Genomic DNA, 23,683 nt, shown 5'->3' on the forward strand with positions numbered 1-23,683 from the left:
TATGAAGAGCGATCCCCTTTTCAAAGCCAATCAAATAGCCCATAGGGGCAATTACGATGGCGCCATACGGATCCTGGAACCCGAGGTTTACCGTTACTACGGTTCTTATACCTATAATTACCTTCTTGGGATTTCCTATCTCTATAGCCGGGTGTACGGCATGGCCCTGACTTATTTGCGCCTTGCCAGGGAAATAAAAATGAGGGAGCCCTCTGTGCTCCTTGGCCTTGCTGCCCTCTACCTGAACCATGGCGATACCGACAGGGCAGTGGACCTCTATCTTGAAGTCCAGGAACTGGATGAAAAAAACCCCATAGCCCGCAAGGCTCTCAAAATAATACGCAGGAACCCAGGCCCTGAAAACATGTCCACCTGGATAGATTCAGGCAAGCTCCACACATTGTTTCCGCCCCTGCCCAAATTACAAAAAAATCCCGGAAGAATAATAGCAATTGCCATCGGCATTGTCGCGGTGCTTGGCCTTTCGGGAGGCATACTTGCCAAGACAGGGGTGTTGCCTTTCTTTGAAAAACAGAACCAGCGCCGTGCCCTGGAAGGCATAGAGCTTGCCAAAGAGGACCAGGATGCCCCTATGCAGGTGGACGGCAGTTACCGCTATGTGCTGACCCGCAATCAGGTTCTGGATAATTACAACGAGGCGCGGCGCCTCTTCACCACTTACCGTGATGAAGCCGCCAGGGTCAACCTTAACCGCATACTCGAATCCAACGGCCCCGAGCCTATCAAGAACAAGGCCCGGCTCCTCATCTCCTTTATGGAAACCCCCGGCTTTGACACCATGCGCAAGCTTCCCCCAAGCGATCTTTTCGCCTACTCGGTGGTCATAAAAGAGCCCGCAATTTACCGGGACTGCCACATCATCTGGAGGGGCATGGCCAGTAATCTTAGCCAGGAGCAGACCCACACCTCCTTTGATTTTCTCGTCGGCTATGACACCCGCCATATCCTGGACGGCATAGTCCGGGTGGATTTCGATTTTGCCATCCCGGTAAACCCCGAGCGTCCTGTCGAAATCCTGGGCCGCGTTATCCCCATCCTGTCGGAAAGCGGTTTGGACATACGCATCCAGGGCATAGCCCTTAACCAGGCCGGGCTTTTGGAGCAGGCTCAGCAGCCATAAGTCTGAATCGGAAATCCATGAAAGCTGTCGTGCAACGGGTAAAGAATGCTTCGGTCTCTGTCGAGGGCAAAGTGTCCGGCTCAATAACAGAGGGCCTCCTGGTCTACCTCGGCGTTGCCAGGGGCGATGCCAAAGCCGATGCCGACTGGATGGCGGACAAAGTGGCAAATCTCCGCATCTTTGAAGACAATCAGGGAAAAATGAACCTGTCTGTCAAAGAAATCATACATGTTAAAGTAAATTCTCACGATATTCAGCCGCGTTTCGGCGTGCTGGCAGTGTCGCAGTTTACCTTGTTGGCAGATGCCCGCAAAGGCAGGCGGCCCTACTACGGCGATGCAGCGGATCCCATCGAAGCCAAGGCGCTCTACGAATATTTTATGGATAAAATAATGGAGCAGGGGCTTTTATGCGAAAGCGGCGTGTTTCAGGCCCACATGGAAGTTGCGTATACCAACGACGGGCCGGTGACGATACTGCTGGAACACCCAGAGGGCAAAAACGAACAGGTCTCTGAGGATTAGATTATTTCTTCTCTCAGCCCGTTTTTTTGAGCGCAGCCAATAAGCGCCTTTGCTTTTAATGATTGGCCGCATCCCATTTTTCCGCCATATCATTAAAAAAATTATGCCTTACCATGATCTTTCCCTGTTTGCAATAAATGTGTTTTCCAGAATTCAATACCCTGGATGATGAACAAAGCCGCAGCCCCGATAATGATTATAGCGGAACTGACAGGTAAATCAAAAACGAAAGAAACTGCAAAGCCCGAAAGGTTCATCCCGGTTCCGAAGAGGGCGCCAAATATGATAAGGGCCCTGAAACTTTTGCCGATGCGCCGGGCCGCCAGAGCGGGGAGTATGGTAACCGCGTCCACCAAAAGCGCTCCGGTGATCCTCATGGCCACAGCTATGCCTAAACACACCGAAAGCATGATGCCGCCGTACACCAGTTTCGCCGGAACGCCTACAGACCATGCCAGTTCTCGATCATAGAGTACTATGTGTATTTCCTTGTAGGCAGCGCAGAGAAACACAAGAATAACAACAGCGGTAATAACAGTAAGCCTGGTGTCCTCATCGGTGAGGGTAAGGATATTCCCCCAGAAGAGGTTGAAGGCTTCGATGGCGTGGACATTGCCTTTGTAGAAAATAATAAAGGCCACCCCCATGCAGACCGTCATGATGAGCCCCAGCGATCCTCCTGCGGATACCCGGCCCCGCCAACTGACAATGGCAATGGCGATGCCGGCCAGTATGCTAGTGATCATTGCCGCAGTTGTTGTGCTAAAACCCAGGATCAGGGCGATGGCAGCCCCCAGCAAGGCCGCGTGCATTACGGCGAAGCGGGCGGGGATAAGTTCCAGGTTGAGGATAAAAATACCCAGCACGGGAAAGGCAATTCCCGTGGCGCAGAGGGCGATGAGGCCCCGTGAGAAAAAGGGCATGGCAAGGAGTTCACCCATTGATGGCTTCCTGCCCGGTGAAAATTTTTTCTGCCCTGCCGTCAGTGAAGCGGTACATATCCCTGCATCCTGCAATTGTATCCTCGTCGTGGGAAACAATGAGGACAGTAATATGTTTGTATTCCTGCCTCTCACGGATGATACGCAGCAAATCCGTGCGCCCTTCGGCGTCCAGATTGGAGCTGGGTTCATCCAGCATGAAGAGTTCCGGCTCCATGGCCAGGGATCGGGCAATGGCAACCCGCTGGGTCTGTCCGCCCGAAAGTTCCTGAACCCGGCGCTTCGCCAAATCCGCCACTCCGGTAGCTTCCATGGCGGCATCCACCAAATCCTTGTCCAGCCGGGACAGGGGCCGGCAAAATCCCGCCATGCCGTAGCGCCCCATGGAGACTGCTTCCCGAACCGTGGTCGGCAGACTACCTCCGGCGGTATTCTGGGGCACATAGCCTATGCGCAGCAGGGTCCGCCTGAAAAAGAGCGATCCCGGCCTGGTCCCCATGACGGACATAGTGCCCTCCCTGGGCCTGAGCATGCCAAGGCAGAGTTTGAGAAAGCTTGATTTGCCTGCGCCATTGGGGCCGCAGAACGCAGTAACACTGTTTTTTTCAATCCTGAGGGAAACATCCCTGAGCACGGTCAGCCTTCCGTATCCGGCAGTGATATTCCGGGCTTCGATAACCGGTTCCGTCTTTAAATCCCGGAAACCGGGGATGGGGCCAATCATTTACTTTGCCTTAATAAGGACATCCGCATTGTAGCGGAACACATCTTCTATGCTCAGGGTTCCATCCTTGCCGGGGAAGTTCAGCAATTCCGCGTAGGACGCCCGCGCTGCTTCCGCTATGGGCTGTCCCGACGGCCCGTGGTAATTGTCGATTACCAGACCGGGCCTGAGTTGCACCATTTGCAGGATCACCGCAGGGGAGGGTTCCGCAGGGCCGTATTCCCCGATGATTTCAAAGCCCAGCCATGCGGCAAAGGGGGTCTGCATACGCTGGACCACCGCCCGCCGGTCAGGATAGGCGGCGATGATTTTTTCCCGCAGATCTTCCGCAAAGGGCTCGAAGTTTTTCCACCACTCCGCAAAACGCTCTTCCGTGCCCAGGATACGGGCTATTTTTTCAGCCTCCGCCCGGAGATCCTCCGGCGTGTTGGAGGTATTAACTGTTACTATCCGCACCCCCGCGCTGCCCGCAGTCTCGGCAAGTTTTTTGGCGAACTGTTCCCACCCGGCATAGATGATAATATCAGCCTTGCTTGCCGCCGCCAGATCCGAAGGCTTCAACTCGTACTCCGGAGGATGCCGCAGATCCAATGGCGCCAGGATACGCACACTTTCTGCGCCCCCGGCTTTGGCAATAGCCGCAACCCAGGATGTAGAAGCAAGCACCGCCTTGCCTCCGGCTGATGCTCCGACAGAGCTGTCATTTTTGCCCCCCGCAAAAAGAAGGAAAGAAACCGCGAAGAGAAAAACAACAAGGTAAAATCGTTTCATATTTATCCTATTCCATCAGCCGTATATATTCCGAGCCGTGCCCATAATTCTTCCAATTTGAAAACGCCATGGTTTCGTAGTCATCAATGACCGCAAATTCACCGTACACATCGATTCTGCCCATTTTTTTATTTTTATCATAAATGTAGGATACCAGATATATTCCTTCATTCTGATCATGATACATTGCCTCATCCGGCGTATCAAAAGAGAGGGTTCTCCTGCCCCATTGGCTGTCCCAAAGCCATTTGGTGCCTGTCAGAGGATGATCCGGCGTGTGGACATATTCCAGCGGAACATCCCGGGGATCGGTCTGCTGCTGGCATCCCGGCAGGACTGCCAGAAAAAGGGCGGCCATAAGAACCGACAATATACTCCGGGCCGGCAGCAAACTTTTTCCTTTCAAATTATTCTTCATCCTGAAACAATCCATGAGGCAAGTTTACAAAATCTGCACGATGCCCATAACCCTTGTAATTGGAAAAATAAAGATTCAGGGGTACCACAGTGGTATCCTCAATGGCAAAACCTGCTTTGATTTCAAAATTTCCCAAAGCCCCTGCACTACTTGAGGTAGGCGATACCCTTTCGGCTGTCTGGATTTGGCCGCTATTTGCAGTACCGTTAAAAGTATATCCATAGATGTAAGGATAGGGATAATACCCGGTAAAGCTATACAGTATGGCCTGATCTTCCCTCACAAATTCGAGGACCAAACTGGGCCAATACCATGCAGTTCCGAGTATTGTATTAGCCGCATCGGCATCCGGTGCATCGGAGAAAACAACTTCAAAAGAGGAATTCCGGTAGTTGCTGAAAGTTAAAGTGCCATTATCCGGGGACAGGGTGAAGTCTCCTACAGCGTTTATCGCATCCCCAGTTTCAATAACCCCATCAGCCTCTATCGAGGCACTTATTCCTGTGTGCTGTCTCCCCGACCTGTCGCCGTCTATAGAACCAGTTCCTGTGCTTGCATCGTAGGTATACGCATAGTCCTTTCCATGGATGCTTGCCGTGGCGGCATCTTTGAATTGAAGTTCAGCGTTGTGAAAATACCAGTTTGTTTCTGTTACAGAGGCTGGAAAAATTTCCAGAGGAGCACTGTCCTTTATTCTTTTTACAGAAACCGTAGCATGACTATAAAAGGCGGTGAACGTAATCACCGTACCATCATCGCTGACCGTAAAAGCGCCCAAACCGTTTGATACGCTCCCTGTTTTGGCTGTTCCGTCATAGGTATAAGTGTAGTTTTGCTGGGTGTTATCGTGGGTAAAAGTAACCCTTACCGCTCCCCCAGCATTGAATTCCAAAGAAAAGGGAAGGCCATTGGGATTCAAACCAGCCCACCAACTGCCGGTTAAATAGGGCAGATCTGCTGTTCCACTGGCGGTATACGTTTTTTGAAGCCGTGCAGCCGGGACAGATGCATGACCGTAGAAGCTCGCAAAAGTCAAGTTACCATCATCGTTAACGATGAATGCGCCTATGCCTCCACCAATCGTCCCGGTTTTAGCGAAAGCGTCAAAAGTATAATCCCTTGCCTGCTGACCGTTATCTGCGGCAAAAGTGGTTTTCACCTTTCCTTCTACCTGAAATGTGAACAATACCGGAGCGCCATTGGGGGCGTTACCGGCCCAGGATGTACCCACTATCAAAATACTATCCGCCGCTTGCTCTTCAGGCGTATCGGTTGAACACCCAAAAGTAACCATAATGGAAAAAACCGCAAGAAGGGCTATTGCTACGGTCGATCCGCTTAACCAAAATCGCTTTTTCATAAAAACCTCCAAATTGTTTAAAAAAACTTTACAAGCTCCTTCAGAAGCCAAAAAAAAGCCCGAGACCCCTTTCTGTATTGCACAGAAAAGAAGTATCGGGCTTCAGCCGTTTAAAACGGAATCCATGTTCCGCTAATAGTCAATTTATGGCGGCAGCAATTCAAGATCAAAAACCAGGGACTTCATGCCCCCGGCAAAATCAACTGCCTTCGTTCAATATGGTAATACTACAAACATATTTTTTTGTCAAGCGATGTCAATGAATTTTTTAAAACATTCGCATTAATAAATTTCCGCTTGACAAAAAATTCTTTTGATGGTAAAAAACTAAGCATCGCGGAGCATGGATTCCGCCCATAGAAGGCATGAAGCCCGACTTTTTCCTCTGGACTATACAGAGGGAAGTGTCGGGCTTTTTTTTTAAAGGAAAAATGATATGGCAAAAAAAATTGTTTTATTAAAGGCCCTTTGCGGTGCTTTTGTCATGGCTATTCTTTCAGGCTGTATTGCGGACCCGGTTGATCCGGAGCCACAGCTTGCGGCCCTGGACGGAACCGTCTGGGCAGGCCCCCAGGGCGACACCGGTTGGGTCACCCTGGCCTTTAGGGCTGCTGCCGGAGGGGACCAGAAAAAGGACGCAGCAATTCAATTTGCCTCCGAGACAAATCCCGGAAACACGGCCCACACGGAAGAATACACCTATGATGAAACTGCCAGAGAAGGTTTCATGCCCAAACCGATCCGCAGTTCTCCGTCTGTTGATTATGAGGCGCCCGGCGCCTTTGCCCTAGGGGCCGGCGATAAAACCCTTCGTTTTACGGATTTCCAGGGGAGCGGTTCTCCTCTTACCCTGAAGAAGCTCCTTCCCGATGCCGGGAATACCTTTGCCTTGATAGATCCGCTGCCCGGAGACTTGGAAAATACCATCTGGGTAAGCGAGGGCTTCAGAACAGACGACTGGGTTACCCTCAGTTTCAGGGGCGCAAACGGCAGCATGATCGTGCAGGTAAGTCATGTTGCGGATAGTACCCAATATTCACGGGTTTATACCTATAGTGGCAATACCAAAACAGGAGGCATTGTTTCTGTCGGCAGCTTTGAGATTCTTGAAAACGGTGTAAAACTAACGATGGTAAATTATTACGGCCACGGAGTTCCGGTTGATTTTAAACGGGTACGCTAAGTATTTTTCTGCAGCAGGTATATTCCTGTTTCTCCTCCTGTTCCTGTGCTGCAATAATCCCGCCGGGGATGATGGCGACAGAGGCATAAAAACCCCGGTCAAGTACCGTGAGATTATCGTAGTTGTCCCCCAGGGAAAAACTGTGCTTGTCAACGGAAGTGGCAGCGCCGGTGTCTTTGTCGAATACCGTTCGATCGTCCTTTCGCCCTACGGCATAGCGCGGTACGAGACCACCTGGGAACTCTGGGACGAAGTATGCCGATGGGCTCGGTCTCACGGCTACAGTATTGCCAACCCCGGCAGGGAAGGCCACGGGAGTACCGGCACCGGTAACCCAAATAAGGGCTGGACCGAAGCCCAGCGGAAAGCCCGGCCCGCAACAAGCATGACCTGGCGGGATGCCATTGTGTGGTGCAACGCATACAGCGAAATGAGCGGCCTTGAACCAGTGTATTACGAAGGCGAAGACGGTCCCGTACTCAGGCAATCCCTCAATATTATGAGCCATCCGCCTGCGACAACAGCGGATCTGCCCTTTGCAAAGGCGGGGGCAGAAGGCTACAGGCTGCCCGCCGAAGCTGAATGGGAATTTGCCGCCAGGGGCGGGGATCAAAATACTGCGGGCTGGAATTATGAATATCCCGGGAGCGGCACCATCGACAGCGTGGCATGGTACCTCGATAATTCCTCCGCCTTGGGAAGCGCTCATGCCGATTACGGCGCTCATCCGGCAGGGAGCAAAGGGGACGGAACCGGCGCAAACCAGCTGAGTCTGTATGACATGGGCGGCAATGTTTCCGAATATTGCCGGGATTGGTACGGCGATACTGATGCTATTGCTGCGGATACAGCCCCCGAAGGCCCTGACATGGGAGCATTTGCCCACAGGGTCATGCGGGGCGGCGGCTGGAACAGTTACGCTGCCGATTGCATGGTCACAAGCCGGAACTATACCCGGCCCTGGATAGGGAGCCCCTATGTAGGGTTCCGTGTTGCAAGATCCCTGGGCGCTGAATAAAGGGGAGAACAGAGGTGAAAAAATCCGCATCCTTTTTCATGGCTTTAGTTTTAAGCATGGGCTTTTTTGCATTTCCTGTTCAGGCGCAGTCAAACGATGAAGAGCTCGATGGCTGGGAAGATGATTTCGATCTTGTCATGTCCAGCGAGGAGGGGCTTACCATTTCCGCAGAAGGGCAGGGGCAGGAGCAAAACCCCGCAGCCCCGGTGCAGACTTTTTATGGCCCCCATAACGAAGTAAGGGAAGAACAGATACACGACCAAGGTTCTCTTGATTTGCTGGATACATTGCGGGATGTTCCAGGTGTAGTTATCAGCAAGCAGAATGTGATAGGAACCACCACCGGCGCCAGTCTCTATATCCGGGGGCGGGGCTATGATCATCCTTCCCTCGGCATAACCACGTCTTTTGACGGAGTTCCCCGGTACGGCCTGATTTACGGTCAATCCATGGCCGACAGCTTTCCCGTGTTTGCTGCGGATAGCATAGAGCTGTACAAATCGCCCCAGCCCTCAAGTTTCGCCGCAGGGTATGGCCTGGTAAATGTTACCCCGAAATATATGGCGGAACAAGGCTGGGAAGCCCGGACAGGGTTTTCCTACGGCAGCTATCAAACCATAGGCGAAAACGCATCCTTCGGTATACGGAAAGGGCGCTTCGATGTTCTGGCAGCCCAAAGCTGGGTTTCGAGCGATGGCCATGTGGTTCATTCGCAGGCGCATCAGCAGAGCTACTACCTTAATGCCGGTCTATGGATTAACGCATATTGGAACCTGCGGCTTCTGGGCAATTTTGTGGACGCGAAAACAGAAAAGCCGCCGCAAATCGGGCAGAGCAAAGCTGATATACTTCCTTTTTTTACAACAGATACTGTTTTTTCCACTGCTACTCTTAACAATGAATTTGACAATGCGGAAGGCTTTATCAAACTGTATTACACATACACGAATTTCAGGATCTTTGACGAAGATGCGCGTCCCCCAAGGGGATGGTCAAAACAGCTGCTCCATGCTTTTGGCGGCAGGGCAAAGGAAACATGGCATTTGTGGGAAGGCGGTGAAATTATAACCGGCATGGATCTTGATTTTTCTCAAACCGCAAACGAGGCTCACAGGCCCGGTACAGTCGATTACTACCATTTTCCCGGCATGGTGTTGTTCACCCCTTATGCGGCAATAAGCCATTTCTTTATAGTGAACAAATTCCGCATAATCCCCTCGGCAGGGCTTCGGGGTTATATTCATAGCGTATGGGCCAATGCGATTGCGCCCCAGGCAGGGCTGGAATTGGGATACGGAAATACAAACCTCAATCTCAGCTATGCCTTTGGGCTACTCTACCCATCGCCGGGGAATATTCAAAACATGGTTTCAGGCGGAGACTTTGATGTTGCGGATCTTAAACAGTCAAAGCCTGAAACTGTCCATCACTACGAAGCCTCCCTCCGCCATGACTGGTCCAATGCATCCCTTGGCGCAACCTGGTTCTTTGACGACGGCCATGACCGGATAATTCCAAACCCAACAGGCGCCCCGGGCAATGTAAACGAAACTTCCTACTTCCGCATACAGGGCCTGGAATTCAACGGCAGTTTTACTATTGAAAGGGACCTGCTGTTTTTGGAAAAATTCAACGTCTTCGCCGGAGGCGCCTGGATGTATAAAATTGAAGCAAAGGGCGAAGACGGCAAGGCGGTCAGTCGTATGCCCTATACGCCAGTATTCAGCATGTTGGCCGGCTTTAAATGGCAGTTTTTAAAACGTTTCCATCTCAGCGGCGATTACCAATTTATAAAAGAACTGTACGGAGACGGCGGGACAAAATATGCCGTATTCACGGATCTGTCTGATGCGGTTAAACTGGATGACCAGCATCTGGTGAACCTGCGTCTTTCCTGTGAGTTTGCCTATGCAAAATGGCGGGTAGATAAAGCCGAAGTTTTTGCCGGGGTAAACAATATACTCAATCATCAATACCAATACTATGCTGGATATATAATGCCGGGAATAACCTATTCCATGGGCGTGGATTTTAAATTTAAATAACTAAGGCTACACGGCAAGTAAAAACGTGAGAATTTACTTTAACATGTATAAAATAATAGACAATTCTTGCTATTGATTGAACAAATTCGGCGATTTAAGGTACTTTTCAGCGTCAAAGGATCTCATAAGCTTGCTCATGGATTCATTGGAAATAAGGGTGCGAATAATCCTGGCAGAAAGCTCGGCCGAGGGCACTACTTCCAAATTGGGGATCGTTTCAGGCAGGGAACAGGGACAGACCGTGTCCGTAACCATGATACGGTGAAGCAGACCTTCATCGATAAGCTGGTTCAACCGTGCCGGAGCGGGGAGAGAGAAGGGGGCATGGACAGCGATGATGTTTATCTCCTTGGGCTTAAGGGGGCCAAGGGCGCGTATGAGGCTTTCCACAGAGCCGCCGGTGTCTATCATGTCGTCCACAACCCAAAGGACTTTACCTTCCACGGGTTCCGCCGAGAGTATATTGATGGACTCGATGGCATTGCTCCGGGAATAGTCCCGCTGCTTGTGGGCAACTACCAGTGGGGCGCCGAAAGCATTGGCGAAACTCCGGGCCAATTTTTCGCCCCCTGCGTCTACGGAACAAAAAGCCCATCCGGGACGTACTACATTTTCGAGAGTTTCATAGTTATGAATGTAGGCATCACAAAGATATTTTTCGAGTATCGTGAGGGCCGGGATATCATCCAGTGCGCAGATGGTCGGGTCCAGCATGGATTCTGATTTATTGGAATGAAGCTGGTAGGTGAGTATGTGTTTTGTTCCCAAACTTGAGAGGGTCTTAAAATGAATCCAAAGGCCCACGGAATTGCGGCGGGTAGTGCGGTCTGAACGGGAACAGGAAATGAAGGGCTCAAAGACCGTGATATTCCTGGCCTGGGATCGCTTTAAGGCATCCACAGCATGGTAGAGTTCAATCTTGGCTTCTTCTACGGAGAGATTGGATTCGTTCCGGGAACAGCAAGCAAAGAGCACCACATCCAGACCCCTGACAGAGCGGCCCAGGGACACTTCCATTTCGCCGTCGGCAAAGCGGTCGGTATTCAGCATTCCCACGCCGTCTATGGTTTCAGCCATGGGGGCGAAACTTGGAAACTTGGTCAGATACCCGGTTACCCGGGCAGCATAATCCTGCATTGACCGGGTAGCAGCGACAATAAACCCATTCATTATCTTCGACCCCCACAGCCGGAGTTTATAGCAAAAGCCTCAATCCGCATAGGGGCGTCAGCATCAAGGATACTTCCCAATTCTTGAAAACCATGATATTGTTGAAAGGATTTGAGAAACAATGAATTTTTGCGAATTTTTCCTGAATTCTAAAAAAAATGAAGCAAAATTCAAAGCGCTATCCATGCGGATGCCATATATGGTATGGGAGGGAAAGGCATGGCAAAGATGACTGAAGAAAAAACCCGGGGAACCCCGGCCTCTGCGGAGGAAAAACAGAAGGCTCTGGAAGCCGCCAGGCTCCAGATTGAAAAACAGTACGGCGCGGGCTCCATCATCAAGATGGGGGATCCGTCCCGTGCGCAGGGGATAGAAACCATCCCCTCGGGCTCCATTCTTTTGGACGAAGCCCTTGGCATAGGCGGCTATCCCCGGGGCAGGATCATCGAGATCTACGGTCCTGAATCATCGGGCAAGACCACCCTGGCCCTGCATGCCGTTGCCGAAGCCCAGAAGCTGGGAGGCATAGCCGCTTTCGTGGACGCCGAGCATGCCCTTGACCCGGTCTACGCCAAGAACCTGGGAGTCAACATCGACGAACTCTGGGTGTCACAGCCCGATTCCGGCGAGCAGGCCCTGGAAATCACCGAAAGTCTCGTGCGTTCCGGTGCTATGGATGTCATTGTTGTTGACTCCGTAGCGGCCCTGACGCCCCAGGCCGAAATCGACGGCGACATGGGCGACGCCCAAATGGGTCTCCAGGCCAGGCTTATGAGCCAGGCCATGAGGAAGCTCACCGCCATCATCGGCAAGTCTCACACCCTGCTCATCTTCATCAACCAAATCCGCATGAAGATAGGCGTGATGTTCGGAAACCCCGAAACCACCACCGGCGGCAATGCCCTTAAATTCTATTCCTCGGTCCGCCTTGAAGTGCGCAAGACCGAAACCATCGAAGGGGGCAAAGACGAGGATGCTTTAGGCAACCGGGTCCGGGTCAAAGTGGTCAAGAACAAAGTAGCCCCGCCTTTCCGCAGGGCGGAACTCGAAATCCTCTTCGGCAAAGGCGTTTCCGCAGCGGGAAGCCTGCTTGACGCGGCAGTGAAATACGAAATCATCGACAAAAAAGGCGCATGGTACTCCTATGGCGAAGAAAAAGTAGGCCAGGGCCGGGACAGCGCCAGGGAATACGTTGCAACCAACACCGCCTTCGCCAAAGAAATCGAAGAGAAATTGAGGAAAATAATGTTCCCGGGCAGGGAATTCCCCCAGGCCAAACCAGCCAAGAAAAAAGGGGAGGGCCCGGCCGATGGAGATGCGCCCAAGGCCCCTGCGGTGACAGAAGCGCCAAAAGTCCAGACTGCTGATGCGGTCAAACCGTCAGCTGCTGAAGCTAAAGCCCCTGCTCCTGCGGCAACGGCGCCCTCCGCCGAGCCCAAACCAGGTCCGGGCCGGCCGCGCAAAGCAGCGCCGGCCGCACCGGAAAGCGATGACGGGCTGTTCTAGCGTTCTGCCTTTGCTTAGGACAGAGCACTAGCTGAAATGCCGCTGGTAGTTTTGGGGCTTGGTTCAAATCAGGGGGACTCTCTCCGAATTTTGGAAAAAGCCGTGGAGGTTCTGGGAATCATCCTGGGATCTCTGCGGCAAGCTTCAATTTACGAGACCGTCCCCCTCCATGTAACAGATCAGCCCAAGTTCTTCAACACTGCGGTGGCCGGAGAATACAGCAAGGAGCCATGGGCCCTTCTTTCAGAGATTCACAAAGTTGAAGCCTCTTTCGGCAGGGATCGTTCCAAAGAACGCCGCTGGGGTGAACGCACCCTGGACATCGACATACTCCTCTTTGGCGATCAGATCATAGCCAATCACCCCCTGCTGGAAGTCCCTCATCCCCGTTTAAAGGAACGCCGTTTCGCCCTTGAACCTCTCCTTGAACTCTGCCCTGATGCCATCGACCCGGCAAGCGGCATACAGTATTCAGGAATATGCAGAGCCCTGCCTGAGCAGGGTATACGGCGGATTTCCGGAGTCTAGCACAAAAATTCCTCCACGTTTTCTGGGCTTATTACTTTAAAACTGCTGCCCGGATACCGTTCCAAAAATGTTTTGGGAGCTTTGTGTTTAGCGGTAGCATTCCATTTAAATTCAAAGGCATTCAGGGTTTCGTCCCCATCTTCCAGATAATCGATTTCCTGCTGGCTCACGGTCCGCCAGAACCAGGTATTTTTCCAAATATGGTCATATTCGAGTTTTTTCTTTCGCTCGGAGACAAGAAAATTTTCCCAGAGCTGGCCTATATCCTTCCGCAGCTCGGGAAGGGAAAAATTGGCAATAAGGGCATTGCGGATTCCGGTATCGTAGAAGTAAATTTTCTTGCTGAATTTTAATTCATTCCGCAAATTCCGGCTGAATGAGCCCAGGCGGAAAATCACAAAACATTGTTCCAGCAGAACGATATAACGCGCTATGGTCTTCGAATCCAGTCCACATAGCTGCCCCAGCTCGGAATAGGAAACCTGGGAACCGATCTGCATAGCCAGGGCTTGCAGGAGCTTGATCAGTTTCTCCGGTTTTTTTATCTGTTCCCACATAAGAATATCCTTAAAGAGATAGCTGTCGGAAAGCTGCTTCAAAAGTTCCTTTTCATCTCCGGGATTATTCACTACCTCTGGATAATATCCATAGACCAGGCGATGGGGGATGAGGCGTTTTTCTTCCAGGAGGCCATGGTGCATTACCATCTCTGCAAATGAAAGAGGATACATTCTGTATTCCCACTTTCTCCCGGTAAGGGGTTCGTTTACCTGGTTTGCCAAATCGAAAGACGAGCTTCCCGTGGCAATAAGCTGCACATCGGGCATTTCATCGGTGATGAGTTTCAGTTTGATGCCTATATCTTTAATACGCTGGGCCTCGTCAAGCACCACATAGCGTTTTTTGCCGAAGATGTGCTTGAGTCGGCTTGAGGAAATGTTTTCAAAAAGGGCCTGAACATCCTGCTCATCCCCATTCAGCCAGAGCAGATCCTCTCCGGAACTTCCGGCGAAGCTCCCTGCGGATTTGCAGAGTCCCTTAAGCAATGTGGTTTTACCCACCTGCCGCGCGCCCATGAGAATAATGGTTTTCCCCTTGCCAAGCCGTTCAGTGATTGTCTGTTCAAGGATTCTTTGGATCATATATACAGTATATTGCTATTTTTGCGGAATGTAAACCCTATATATTACTATCTTTACGGATTTAACTCCTTAAAAATGGCAATTTTTATATTCTCTATAAAACACCTGAATGGCCTATTTACCATCTCCCATAAGAATGGCTATACTATCAAGGATGGAAGCGACCCTTACGAGTTCAGGGCGGAGTTTCAGGCTTGACGAGTTTGAAGGACCTCTGGATCTCCTCCTCTTTTTGATAAAAAAGAATGAAATCAACATTTACGATATTCCCATTGCCCAGATAACCGAGCAGTACCTCCAGTATTTGATCTATGCTTCGGAGCTCGACCTGGACGAAGTCTCGGAATTCCATGCCATGGCTGCCACCCTCCTCCTCATCAAGTCCCGCATGCTCCTCCCTGTGGAACTGGACATGGGGGACGACGATGACGATCCCCGGCAGGAGCTGGTGGAGCGCCTCATTGAATACCAAAAATTCAAGAAGCTTTCGGAGCTCATGGAGGACAAGGAACGGGAGGCTGAATGGGTCATAGAGCGGAAAAAACTCCAGAGGCCCCTGCCTTTTGCCGATGACGATCTCTGGGAAAAGGCGGATGTCTGGGCCCTTTTAAAAACTTTTTCAAGCCTCATGTCAAACCTTTCAAAAGAGCGGATCATCGACATGTACGAAGAGGTCTCGGTGAACGAAAAAATAACCCTTTTGGCGGAGCTTCTGGAAAATAAAAAAGAGTGCAGCTTTACGGACCTCGTGGTGCGCCACGGCTCGGTGCTGGACATAGTCTGCGCCTTCCTGGCTGTCCTGGAAGCGGTAAAACTCCGCATGGCCATGATATTTCAAAACCGCATGTTCGGGGATATAATAATACGCCCCTATACCAAGGAAACTTATGATGGAGCTGAAGTTGGATAAAGAAACGGCCCTCATCGAGGCTATACTCTATTTGGAATCTGACCCCCTGGACGAGGCCAGCATTTCCCGCATCTCGGGTCTTGCTAAAGAAGCAGTGGACAAAGCCCTGGAAAACCTCACTGCCCGGTACAATGCCGAGGACTCGGGCATGGAGCTTGCCCGCATCGGCGGAGGCATCATGCTCTCCCCAAAAAAAGAATATTGGGAAAACCTCAAAGAGCGGTACGGCAAAAAAAACGAGGCCAGGCTTTCACGGGCTGCCATGGAAACCCTTTCCATCATCGCCTATTCCCAGCCTGTCACCAGGGCTGAGGTAGAGGCCATCAGAGGCGTACAGGCGGACAATATGATACGCCTCCTTTTGGAGCGGGAAATGATAAAGGAAGTGGGCAAAAAGGACGTACCCGGCAAGCCCATACAATACGGCACAACCAAGGATTTCCTCAAAATCTTCAGGCTGAACAGCATTGCGGACCTGCCCAAACTGAACGAAAGCGAGGCAGAGCGATTTGAACTCGACGGAGAAAACTGAGGGAGCCACAGAAGTTCCTGCAGGGAGCGCGCCTCCCCTTGTTCGCTTGCAGGTATACCTGGCCCACGCAGGGGCAGCTTCAAGGCGGGCCGCCGAAAAGCTCATAACTGAGGGCAGGGTAGAGGTCAACGGCAAAAAGGTCACTGCCATGGGCGAAAAGGTAGGCCCCGGCGACATGGTAACCCTGGACGGCAAACCTTTAAAACCCGAAAGCCGCTTTCACTACCTGGTCCTGAACAAGCCCCCGGAGTTTATCTGCGCCTCGTCAGACCCCCAGGGAAGGCGTCTGGCCTTGGAACTGCTGCCTCCCCTGGAAGAGCGGCTTTACAATGTAGGCCGCCTGGACTACCTCTCCTCGGGCCTTATCCTGTTTACCAACGACGGCGATTTCGCGGCCAAGGTAAGCCACCCAGGCTCGGAAATCGAAAAGGAATATGTCGTGGAGTCCTCGGTCCCCATACCCGACAGGGCAGTTGACGAATTCGGCCGGGGCCTCATTATCGAGGGTGTTTTGTACCGTGCCCTGGAAATAGAAAAGCTGGACCGCAAATCTTTGCGGGTAGTGCTTGTCGAAGGGAAGAACCGCGAAATCCGCCGGGTCTTTTCCCACTTCCGCCTCCACCCCGAAAAGCTCCAGCGCGTCAGGATAGGGCCGGTTAAGCTGGGCAATTTGCCCGAAGGCCAGGCCCGGACATTGACAATAGAAGAGCGCAAAGAATTATCAACCGTCAAGGATAAAGAGGTGAAGAAGGAGATTATATGGTAATTGCGATTGACGGCCCCGCCGGGTCGGGAAAAAGCACAATAGCCCGCCTTTTGGCGGAAAGACTCAAACTACCCAAGGGCAAAAGCTTCACCTATATCAATTCAGGCAACCTCTACCGGGCCATCTGCCTTGGCTGCCTCAGGGCGGGCATTAGCCCTGTAGACCCTGTAAAGGCCCTGGAATTCGCCAAAAACGCCTCTATCGAGTACAGGAACAAGTCCGTGTTCCTGGGCGGCGAAGATGTTACCGCCCTTCTCCATACCGACGAAATAGACCAGCATACAGCGCCGCTTTCTGCCATTGTGCCAATACGGCATGTGGTAAATGATATCATCAGGAAAATTGCAGCGGACTGCGATGCGGTGGTGGAGGGGAGGGATATGACCACCGTGGTCTTCCCCGATGCAAAGTACCGTTTTTACCTTGACGCCTCGGCGGATGCCAGGGCAATGCGGCGGAAAAGTCAGGGTGTGTCTCAGCTGGGGCTGGAAGAGATAAAAGAGGCCATTCTTAAGAGGGACGAGATAGACAGGAACAAAACCGAAGGGAGTCTTAAAATAGCCCCTGGGGTGGACTATATGGATACATCGGACTTGACCATTGACCAAGTTTATGCCAAATTAGAAGGGAAAATACAGTTAGAAGGAAACAGCATGGCGCAGAAGGAAGTGGGATCGGACACAAATCTGAAGGATGGAGGAGCCAAAACCCAAGGCCCCAAGGAAAACATCCAGACAACATTACAGGAAGAATACCTCAAAAACCTGGAGAACCTTGAAGAAGGCCAACTCATCGAAGGGTATGTTATTCAGGTAACCTCTGATCAGGTATTCATTAACATTGGTTACAAGTCAGAAGGCAAAATTCCCATTACGGAATTCACCGAGATCCCCAAGGAAGGCGAGAAGGTCCAGGTCATTCTCGAAAAGATGGAAGACAGGCACGGTGAAGTGGTGGTCTCCAAGCAGAAAGCGGATGTCAAGATTTTCTGGAAAAATCTGCGCCAGGCTTTTCAGGATCATACCATGATCGAAGGAACCATCGAGAAGCTCGTCAAGGGCGGCTACGATGTCAACCTGGGGGCAGGGGTTCACGCCTTCCTGCCTATAAGCCAGTCGGACGCCCAGAAGGTGGACAAGCCCGAAAAACTCCTGGAGCTCAAAAGCCCGTTCTATGTGGAGCGCCTCTATTCTGACGGCAAGGTCAACATTGTGGTGAACCGCCGCAAGTGGATCGAGGAAGAAATCGAGCAGAAGCGCAGCGACTTCTTTGCCAATACCCAAATCGGCGCGGACGTTACTGGTGAAGTGAAAAGCTTTACCTCCTTCGGGGCCTTCATCGACCTCGGCGGCTTCGACGGACTCCTCCATATCAACGACATGAGCTGGGGCCATGTTACCCGCCCCAAGGATTTTGTCCGCAAGGGCCAGGAGATACGCCTCAAGGTCATACGCATTGACCCTGCCGAAAAGCGGATCAATCTTTCGCTCAAGCATTTTACCGACGACCCCTGGGTGCACTTTGAAGACAAGTACCATGTCAACGATGTGGTCAAAGGCAAGGTCACCAAGCTCACCGATTTCGGCGCCTTTATCGAGCTAGAGGAAGGCATCGAAGGGCTTGCCCATATTTCTGAATTCTCCTGGATCAAAAAAATCCAGAAACCCGAAGAAGTGGTCAGCATCGGCGACGAAGTCGAATGCATGGTCCTGGGTTACGATCTCCAGCAGGGCAAGGTCTCCCTGGGGCTCAAACAGGTTACCGCCAACCCCTGGAACGAGATTGGCGACAAATACCCTGTAGGTACCCGGCTTACCCGCAAGGTGGTAAAGCTCACCAATGCCGGCGCCTTCATCGAGCTTGAAGACGGCATAGACGGCTTCCTCCATGGCGACGATATTTCATGGACCAAGAAAGTGAAGCACCCTGGGAGCGAGATCCAGGTGGGCCAGGAAATCGAGATTATGGTCATCAGGGTCGAAAAAGACAGCCGGAACATAAAGCTGGGTATCAAGCAGCTTTCGGAAGATCCCTGGCAGAGCTTTGCCGCGACCTACAAGCCGGGAACCCTTATGGAAGGCGAAGTTTCCTCCATTACCGATTTCGGCATCTTTGTCCGGGTTCCGGGCGGCATAGAAGGGCTCATCCATAAAACCAACCTCCCCGAGAACAGGGAGGAAACCCCCGAGGATGCCCTCAAGAAATACCATGTGGGCGACAAGATCAAGGCAGTGGTGCTGGAGATTCAGAGCGACAAGCAAAAGGTCGCCTTCTCCATCAGGGATTACCAGAAGAAAGTTCAGCAGGACGAACTGTCCCATTATATGGCGGGTGAAGAATCGGACGGCGATACCTATACGCTGGGCGATTTCCTCAAATCCAGGGACAAAGATACGGCCGAAGGCGCCGGGGAGTAAATCCCGTTGATATGCTGTCAAAGATTGATGTCCAAAAGTTTAGTACACTTGTTGAAATTAATAGCCTCATTAATTCCAACTACACGGATCTCAATGCTCTTTTGACCCAGATTTTGGAATCAGCTACCAGATTGTGCGAGGGCGACGCTTCGAGTCTCCTCCTGGTAAACAAGGAAAAGCAGGAACTGTATTTTGAAGTGGCCCTTGGAACCGCAGGGGCCGATGTAAAACGTTTCACGGTGAAGATGGGGGAGGGCATTGCCGGCTGGGTTGCCCTCCACAATAAATCCATCATTGTAGGGGACGCCGAGAATGACAAGCGGCACCTTAAAAATATCCCCAAGGCGGTTCACTATACCAGCAAGACCATGCTGGCGGTTCCTATGAGAATCAAGGACGAGTGCCTTGGGGTTATTGAGCTTATCAATAAAAAAAACGGTCAGAATTTTAATCAGGAAGATCTTGAATGGCTCGAAATCTTTGCCAACCAGGCGGGCATTGCCGTTGTCAACGCCCGTAGCATGGAAAAGGCCCAGACTGAGATCAAGCTGCTCCAGACCCAGCTGGGCTCTGAACAAGGCTATCATGCGATAATCGCCAAGAGCCCGGTGATCCTCGAAAAGCTCGAGATCATCGACAGGGTGGCCAAGACAGATTCGTCGGTGCTTATCCTGGGGGAGAGCGGGGTAGGGAAGGAAATTTTTGCTGAGCAGATACACCTCCGCAGCCTCCGGAATAAAGAGCCCTTTGTGCGGATCAACTGCGCAGCCATTCCGGAAGGGCTTTTGGAAAGCGAGCTCTTCGGCCATGTGAAGGGCGCTTTTACCAACGCCGTTGCCACAAGGCAGGGGCGTTTTGAGCTTGCCGACGGGGGCACCATCTTTTTGGACGAAATAGGGGATCTTCCCCTGGCCCTCCAGGCAAAGCTCTTGAGGGTGATACAGGAAAGGACCTTTGAAAAAGTCGGCTCCGATACTACTGTTACTGTGGACGTGCGCATTTTGGCCGCCACCAACAGGGATATTGAAAAACAGGTGGAGAAGGGCGAATTCAGGAGCGACCTCTATTACAGGCTCAATGTGCTGCCCCTGTATATACCGCCCCTCCGGCAGAGGCTCGAGGACATTCCGGAATTGGCCGATTTTTTCCTCAAGAAATTTTCGATAGAGACAAAAAAAACTTTTGAAGGTTTTTCAGAGGATGCCATGGAAGCCATGCTTTCTTATGCGTGGCCCGGAAATATCAGGGAGCTTGAAAACTGCATTGAGCGCGCCTGTGTCATGGGGAAGAACAAGCTCATACTTGGGGGGGATCTTTTCCTCACCAACCCCTCCGGGATGCCGGAGACAGCAGGGGAGCGCAATCTGAAAAGCGCCCTCACTGTTTTTAAGAGCCGCTTTATTCAGAAGGTGCTTGAAGAGAACAAATGGAATCAGACAGAAACAGCAAAGGCTTTGGATATCCAGAGAACTTATTTATCCAGACTGGTCAAGGAACTGGATATAATTAATCCCAAGGAGTAATTGATAATATGGCCCACGAAAAAAACGCTAAACATGGAGATTTAAGCTTCACCGAAAAGCTCAGCGAATTCCTCCAAAAAAACCGCAAAGGTTTGATTGTCTGCCTTGCGGCAAGCATTGTGATTCTCGCAGGCATTCTCGCAGGTTTCACCATCAAGGACAAGCTCGAATCCGGAGCCCTCAGCAAGGTGGAAGAATTCTCGAGGCGTTACGAAGCCCTCCGTGTTTTTATAGGCAGCGAAGAAGCCGACGCCGCTTCCAAGCAAGCCGACATTGCGGCCCTTCAGGAAGAATTGAATGCTTTTACCGCCAAGAACAGGGGCTATCCCGCAGCCAGGGCATGGGCTATTGCCGGCAATATTTACGGCGACCTGAAAAACTGGGCAGATTCTGAAAAAGCTTGGAGTTCCGCGGCCAAAGCAGCGGCGAAAACCTACTATGCTCCTATATCATTGTTCAATGCGGCAGCTGCGGCGGAAGAGCAGGGGAACAACGCAGGGGCCATAGACCTTTACACCCGGGCCCTTGATTTTGCCAGCGTTTTCCCCTCGGCCCCCAGGGCACAGTTTTCCATAGGCAGGCTCCAGGAAGCCCAGGGCAATAAGGCAGCGGCCCTTGAGGCTTACCGGACGCTTTTGAGCAAATGGCCCAATGATCAGGTATGGTCCAATTTAGCCCATAGCCGCATAGTAACCCTTTCGATACCATGAACAAAACTGAGCCTGCCATAACAGCACATGCCGTTATGGGGGTCTTGGGGCTTTTGATTTTCCTATCCCTTTGTTCCTGCGGCATCGAGGATTACCCTTACATTTATGCCATACCCCAGGCGAATGTGCAGCCTCAGGTACTAGCGGAAAGCGCGACCGTATATGTCCCCTCCGACAACTCCAGCAATACCTATTTTACCAATTTCACCGTTTATTACCGCATCTATGTAAGCGACATGATTACCGACGATCCCATAAACAATATAAACGCTATTAATAATACCCTCTACTCCCATTATTCCAGGGTTCGGCCTTATATTGATAACGATTCCATAGGCAGCTCTTCCGTAGGCTCTCTCTTTTCGAGCATGAATTATTACAGCATTGCACTGGAAAATGCAAACATCGAAACCAATATTTTAAGCAGCGCGATCCTGGGCCGGACTATCACGTTCGATTTTATACAGATAGCGGGAAGATTGCCGTCCATGGTCATTGGGTCCAACACGTATCCATTGATACGTTCCACCGGAGGAGGGAATTTTACCATCCGCCCCAACAACCTTTATTTTTTGAACGATCCTGAACTTTACAATACTGATAACCTTGCCGATCCCAATGTGAATACTGACGTCACCGAAAAGGCCAATATGGTCGCGGGCCCTCGTTATACCTATGTCAGCTTGTATATTGTGGCAACCGGGCTTGATACCCAAACCTATTCCCAAATTTTCAGCACCCCGACTTTTGTAGGTATATTGAGGCTTCCCGATCCGGCATAAGGACATTATGAATAGCATAATATGGTATTCTGGAGGAAAAAATTATGCCTGATGAAGAACTTTCACGGGATGAAGTTGACCAGTTATTAAAAGCAATTGTTGACGGCGTTCCAATAAACAATAAGGCACTTGAGACTCTTGAAGAGCATTTAACAAAAAGTAAAAATGCATCGAAAAGTAAAGATACGCCAATACTTTCACAGGACGAAATTAACCAGTTATTAAAAGCAATTTCCACTGATGACTCGGGCCTGTCCTGAAGTTTGTGTAAATGGCCAAAATATGGTAGAAATACCAAGGAGACAAAATGGCCAGTACACGAAAACTGAAAGAGAAGGATCTGATCGACCAAATACTCGATCAGATAGACCTTAAAGGAATGACCCAGGAAGAAATCCTTGGACAGGAAGGATTATTAAAGCATCTGACAGGGAAGCTGCTAAGCCGTGTCATGAATGCTGAAATGGACGAGCATTTGGGGTATGAAAAGAATTCCAACGCCGGGGACAATTCGGGGGACAGCCGAAACGGGTACAGTGAAAAGACAGTCCTGACAGAGAATCAGAGTGCAGTGATACAGGTACCACGGGACCGCAATGGAACGTTCGAACCCAAGATACTGGCGAAACACCAAAGACGGCTCCCTATATTTAACGACCAGGTTATTTCGATGTATTCCTTTGGGATGACCGACCGGGATATTAAATCACACCTGGAAAAAATATATAACGTGGAAGTCTCCCCTGAATTGATAAGCCGTGTCACTGCAGCGGTGATGGAAGAAGTGAAGGAGTGGCAGAATCGGCAGCTGGAAAAATCTTATGCCATCGTGTATTTGGACGCCCTGAGGGTCAAGACCAAACAGGACGGGAAAAGCTGTACCAAGAGCGTCTATGTGGCTCTGGGAGTGAATTTCGAGGGTCAGAAGGAGGTATTGGGCCTTTGGATAGCGGAGAACGAAGGGGCTAAGTTCTGGATGGGCGTCCTGAACGAAATAAAGAACCGGGGAGTGGAAGACATACTCATCGCTTGCATGGACGGCCTTACCGGTTTCCCCGAAGCGGTTCGGGCAGTATTTCCCAAGACCCGTATCCAATTGTGCATTGTCCACATGGTGCGTAATTCCACCAAGTTTGTTTCCTGGAAAGACCTGAAAAAAATCTGTGCCGATCTTAAGGCCATATATTCGGCAGCCACCGAGGAAGCCGGCCGTGACGCACTGGAAGAATTCGGCAAGATATGGGATGCCAAGTACCCGATGATATACCAGTCCTGGGATACCCACTGGGATGACTTAAGCGAGTTCTTTAAATACCCGCCTGAAATCCGCAAGGCAATTTACACGACAAATGCAATTGAGTCATTAAATTACCAGCTGCGAAAAGTCACAAAAAACCGCTCGACATTTCCGAACGATGATGCTATATTTAAGATATTGTATTTGGCAATTAGGAATGCGTCAGAGAAATGGACAATGCCGGTACGGGATTGGGGGATGGCGCTCAACCAATTCGCTATTATTTTTGGCAATGAACGGGTTCCGTTCTAAATAATTCATTGCCATTTACACAA

Annotated in this window: 23 protein-coding genes; 16 read left to right on the top strand and 7 right to left on the bottom strand. The window is 51.0% G+C overall.

The genetic code is table 11. From position 1 onward, the window contains the following. The first annotated feature begins 1 nt into the window (after position 1). The gene (locus TREAZ_RS08505) at positions 2–1,141 is read left to right on the top strand and encodes a tetratricopeptide repeat protein (protein ID WP_015711424.1); all 1,140 of its coding nucleotides are present in this window, start codon (positions 2–4) and stop codon (positions 1,139–1,141) included. Between the two features lie 17 nt (positions 1,142–1,158). Continuing rightward, positions 1,159–1,665 (top strand): D-aminoacyl-tRNA deacylase, encoded by a 507-nt coding sequence (gene dtd / locus TREAZ_RS08510; protein ID WP_015711425.1) that lies wholly within the window; start codon positions 1,159–1,161, stop codon positions 1,663–1,665. Positions 1,666–1,766: 101 nt separating this feature from the next. On the opposite strand, the gene TREAZ_RS08515 is transcribed toward dtd, so the two are convergent. Genes TREAZ_RS08515 through TREAZ_RS08535 form a run of 5 tightly spaced genes read right to left on the bottom strand, consistent with a single transcriptional unit; the run spans position 1,767 to position 5,879 of the window. Continuing rightward, positions 1,767–2,606 (bottom strand): metal ABC transporter permease, encoded by an 840-nt coding sequence (locus tag TREAZ_RS08515; RefSeq protein WP_015711426.1) that lies wholly within the window; start codon positions 2,604–2,606, stop codon positions 1,767–1,769. Beyond that, positions 2,599–3,330 carry a metal ABC transporter ATP-binding protein gene (locus tag TREAZ_RS08520; RefSeq protein ID WP_015711427.1) on the bottom strand — a complete coding sequence of 244 codons (732 nt, stop codon included), beginning with the start codon at positions 3,328–3,330 and terminating at the stop codon, positions 2,599–2,601. The genes TREAZ_RS08515 and TREAZ_RS08520 overlap by 8 nt, the downstream gene beginning before the upstream one ends. Continuing rightward, positions 3,331–4,101 (bottom strand): metal ABC transporter solute-binding protein, Zn/Mn family, encoded by a 771-nt coding sequence (locus TREAZ_RS08525; protein ID WP_015711428.1) that lies wholly within the window; start codon positions 4,099–4,101, stop codon positions 3,331–3,333. It abuts the gene before it with no gap. Positions 4,102–4,108: 7 nt separating this feature from the next. Further along, positions 4,109–4,459 (bottom strand): hypothetical protein, encoded by a 351-nt coding sequence (locus TREAZ_RS08530; protein WP_148257764.1) that lies wholly within the window; start codon positions 4,457–4,459, stop codon positions 4,109–4,111. Positions 4,460–4,508: 49 nt separating this feature from the next. Further along, entirely contained in the window at positions 4,509–5,879 is a 1,371-nt protein-coding gene (locus TREAZ_RS08535) for a hypothetical protein (protein ID WP_015711430.1), read from the bottom strand. Between the two features lie 436 nt (positions 5,880–6,315). Here TREAZ_RS08535 and TREAZ_RS08545 point away from each other — a divergent pair, with 436 nt between their 5' ends. From TREAZ_RS08545 to TREAZ_RS08555, 3 genes are read left to right on the top strand one after another with little or no spacing between them, the layout of a single operon-like run. Then, a complete protein-coding gene (locus TREAZ_RS08545; RefSeq protein WP_015711433.1) occupies positions 6,316–7,062 on the top strand; it encodes a hypothetical protein in 747 nt (248 codons plus the stop codon). Beyond that, complete coding sequence (locus tag TREAZ_RS08550) at positions 7,040–8,080, top strand: formylglycine-generating enzyme family protein (protein ID WP_015711434.1); 1,041 nt, start codon at positions 7,040–7,042, stop codon at positions 8,078–8,080. Before TREAZ_RS08545 ends, TREAZ_RS08550 begins: the two co-directional genes overlap by 23 nt. A gap of 38 nt (positions 8,081–8,118) precedes the next feature. Beyond that, positions 8,119–10,125, top strand: coding sequence for a TonB-dependent receptor (locus TREAZ_RS08555; RefSeq protein WP_148257766.1), 2,007 nt, complete (start codon positions 8,119–8,121; stop codon positions 10,123–10,125). A gap of 69 nt (positions 10,126–10,194) precedes the next feature. Here the strand turns inward: TREAZ_RS08555 and prs are convergent, their stop codons facing one another. Beyond that, positions 10,195–11,295: a ribose-phosphate diphosphokinase gene (gene prs / locus TREAZ_RS08560; RefSeq protein ID WP_015711435.1), complete on the bottom strand. Its 1,101-nt coding sequence runs from the start codon at positions 11,293–11,295 to the stop codon at positions 10,195–10,197. A gap of 219 nt (positions 11,296–11,514) precedes the next feature. Between prs and recA the strand changes: the two genes are divergently transcribed. Further along, complete coding sequence (gene recA / locus TREAZ_RS08565) at positions 11,515–12,801, top strand: recombinase RecA (RefSeq protein WP_043923410.1); 1,287 nt, start codon at positions 11,515–11,517, stop codon at positions 12,799–12,801. A 36-nt stretch (positions 12,802–12,837) separates the two neighbouring features. Next, complete coding sequence (folK, locus tag TREAZ_RS08570; RefSeq protein WP_015711438.1) at positions 12,838–13,329, top strand: 2-amino-4-hydroxy-6-hydroxymethyldihydropteridine diphosphokinase; 492 nt, start codon at positions 12,838–12,840, stop codon at positions 13,327–13,329. Here folK and TREAZ_RS08575 read toward each other — a convergent pair. Then, entirely contained in the window at positions 13,326–14,471 is a 1,146-nt protein-coding gene (locus TREAZ_RS08575; protein WP_015711439.1) for an ATP-binding protein, read from the bottom strand. The two genes, folK and TREAZ_RS08575, sit on opposite strands and share 4 nt — an antisense overlap. A gap of 154 nt (positions 14,472–14,625) precedes the next feature. Between TREAZ_RS08575 and TREAZ_RS08580 the strand changes: the two genes are divergently transcribed. The 9 genes from TREAZ_RS08580 to TREAZ_RS08620 are packed head-to-tail and all read left to right on the top strand — an operon-like array spanning position 14,626 to position 23,660. After that, positions 14,626–15,381, top strand: a complete 756-nt coding sequence (locus tag TREAZ_RS08580; RefSeq protein WP_015711441.1) for a segregation and condensation protein A — start codon at positions 14,626–14,628, stop codon at positions 15,379–15,381. Beyond that, the gene (scpB, locus tag TREAZ_RS08585; RefSeq protein ID WP_015711442.1) at positions 15,362–15,913 is read left to right on the top strand and encodes an SMC-Scp complex subunit ScpB; all 552 of its coding nucleotides are present in this window, start codon (positions 15,362–15,364) and stop codon (positions 15,911–15,913) included. Before TREAZ_RS08580 ends, scpB begins: the two co-directional genes overlap by 20 nt. Before the next feature lie 46 nt (positions 15,914–15,959). Continuing rightward, positions 15,960–16,679: a pseudouridine synthase gene (locus TREAZ_RS08590; protein WP_015711443.1), complete on the top strand. Its 720-nt coding sequence runs from the start codon at positions 15,960–15,962 to the stop codon at positions 16,677–16,679. Further along, a complete protein-coding gene (gene rpsA / locus TREAZ_RS08595) occupies positions 16,673–19,096 on the top strand; it encodes a 30S ribosomal protein S1 (RefSeq protein ID WP_015711444.1) in 2,424 nt (807 codons plus the stop codon). Before TREAZ_RS08590 ends, rpsA begins: the two co-directional genes overlap by 7 nt. Before the next feature lie 11 nt (positions 19,097–19,107). Next, on the top strand, positions 19,108–20,619 hold the full coding sequence (locus TREAZ_RS08600) for a sigma-54-dependent Fis family transcriptional regulator (RefSeq protein WP_015711445.1): 1,512 nt from the start codon (positions 19,108–19,110) through the stop codon (positions 20,617–20,619). 8 nt (positions 20,620–20,627) lie between these two features. Next, positions 20,628–21,329: a tetratricopeptide repeat protein gene (locus TREAZ_RS08605; protein ID WP_015711446.1), complete on the top strand. Its 702-nt coding sequence runs from the start codon at positions 20,628–20,630 to the stop codon at positions 21,327–21,329. After that, entirely contained in the window at positions 21,326–22,111 is a 786-nt protein-coding gene (locus TREAZ_RS08610) for a hypothetical protein (RefSeq protein ID WP_043923009.1), read from the top strand. Before TREAZ_RS08605 ends, TREAZ_RS08610 begins: the two co-directional genes overlap by 4 nt. 44 nt (positions 22,112–22,155) lie before the next feature. Next, positions 22,156–22,371 carry a hypothetical protein gene (locus TREAZ_RS08615; protein WP_015711448.1) on the top strand — a complete coding sequence of 72 codons (216 nt, stop codon included), beginning with the start codon at positions 22,156–22,158 and terminating at the stop codon, positions 22,369–22,371. A gap of 47 nt (positions 22,372–22,418) precedes the next feature. Beyond that, complete coding sequence (locus TREAZ_RS08620; RefSeq protein ID WP_015709764.1) at positions 22,419–23,660, top strand: IS256 family transposase; 1,242 nt, start codon at positions 22,419–22,421, stop codon at positions 23,658–23,660. Positions 23,661–23,683: the final 23 nt, after the last annotated feature.

Origin of the sequence: Leadbettera azotonutricia ZAS-9 (assembly GCF_000214355.1) — a bacterium.
Lineage (GTDB): Bacteria > Spirochaetota > Spirochaetia > Treponematales > Breznakiellaceae > Leadbettera > Leadbettera azotonutricia.

Excerpts from the sequence above, each read along its gene's own strand:
- TREAZ_RS08600 (WP_015711445.1), top strand. The coding sequence starts at position 19,108 with ATGCTGTCAAAGATTGATGTCCAAAAGTTTAGTACACTTGTTGAAATT.
- TREAZ_RS08520 (WP_015711427.1), bottom strand. The coding sequence starts at position 3,330 with ATGATTGGCCCCATCCCCGGTTTCCGGGATTTAAAGACGGAACCGGTT.
- TREAZ_RS08605 (WP_015711446.1), top strand. The coding sequence starts at position 20,628 with ATGGCCCACGAAAAAAACGCTAAACATGGAGATTTAAGCTTCACCGAA.
- prs (WP_015711435.1), bottom strand. The coding sequence starts at position 11,295 with ATGAATGGGTTTATTGTCGCTGCTACCCGGTCAATGCAGGATTATGCT.
- TREAZ_RS08530 (WP_148257764.1), bottom strand. The coding sequence starts at position 4,459 with ATGGCCGCCCTTTTTCTGGCAGTCCTGCCGGGATGCCAGCAGCAGACC.
- TREAZ_RS08545 (WP_015711433.1), top strand. The coding sequence starts at position 6,316 with ATGGCAAAAAAAATTGTTTTATTAAAGGCCCTTTGCGGTGCTTTTGTC.
- TREAZ_RS08580 (WP_015711441.1), top strand. The coding sequence starts at position 14,626 with ATGGAAGCGACCCTTACGAGTTCAGGGCGGAGTTTCAGGCTTGACGAG.
- TREAZ_RS08505 (WP_015711424.1), top strand. The coding sequence starts at position 2 with ATGAAGAGCGATCCCCTTTTCAAAGCCAATCAAATAGCCCATAGGGGC.
- TREAZ_RS08610 (WP_043923009.1), top strand. The coding sequence starts at position 21,326 with ATGAACAAAACTGAGCCTGCCATAACAGCACATGCCGTTATGGGGGTC.
- TREAZ_RS08615 (WP_015711448.1), top strand. The coding sequence starts at position 22,156 with ATGCCTGATGAAGAACTTTCACGGGATGAAGTTGACCAGTTATTAAAA.
- TREAZ_RS08535 (WP_015711430.1), bottom strand. The coding sequence starts at position 5,879 with ATGAAAAAGCGATTTTGGTTAAGCGGATCGACCGTAGCAATAGCCCTT.
- scpB (WP_015711442.1), top strand. The coding sequence starts at position 15,362 with ATGGAGCTGAAGTTGGATAAAGAAACGGCCCTCATCGAGGCTATACTC.
- TREAZ_RS08525 (WP_015711428.1), bottom strand. The coding sequence starts at position 4,101 with ATGAAACGATTTTACCTTGTTGTTTTTCTCTTCGCGGTTTCTTTCCTT.
- TREAZ_RS08575 (WP_015711439.1), bottom strand. The coding sequence starts at position 14,471 with ATGATCCAAAGAATCCTTGAACAGACAATCACTGAACGGCTTGGCAAG.
- TREAZ_RS08555 (WP_148257766.1), top strand. The coding sequence starts at position 8,119 with ATGGCTTTAGTTTTAAGCATGGGCTTTTTTGCATTTCCTGTTCAGGCG.
- recA (WP_043923410.1), top strand. The coding sequence starts at position 11,515 with ATGGCAAAGATGACTGAAGAAAAAACCCGGGGAACCCCGGCCTCTGCG.
- dtd (WP_015711425.1), top strand. The coding sequence starts at position 1,159 with ATGAAAGCTGTCGTGCAACGGGTAAAGAATGCTTCGGTCTCTGTCGAG.
- rpsA (WP_015711444.1), top strand. The coding sequence starts at position 16,673 with ATGGTAATTGCGATTGACGGCCCCGCCGGGTCGGGAAAAAGCACAATA.
- TREAZ_RS08515 (WP_015711426.1), bottom strand. The coding sequence starts at position 2,606 with ATGGGTGAACTCCTTGCCATGCCCTTTTTCTCACGGGGCCTCATCGCC.
- folK (WP_015711438.1), top strand. The coding sequence starts at position 12,838 with ATGCCGCTGGTAGTTTTGGGGCTTGGTTCAAATCAGGGGGACTCTCTC.
- TREAZ_RS08620 (WP_015709764.1), top strand. The coding sequence starts at position 22,419 with ATGGCCAGTACACGAAAACTGAAAGAGAAGGATCTGATCGACCAAATA.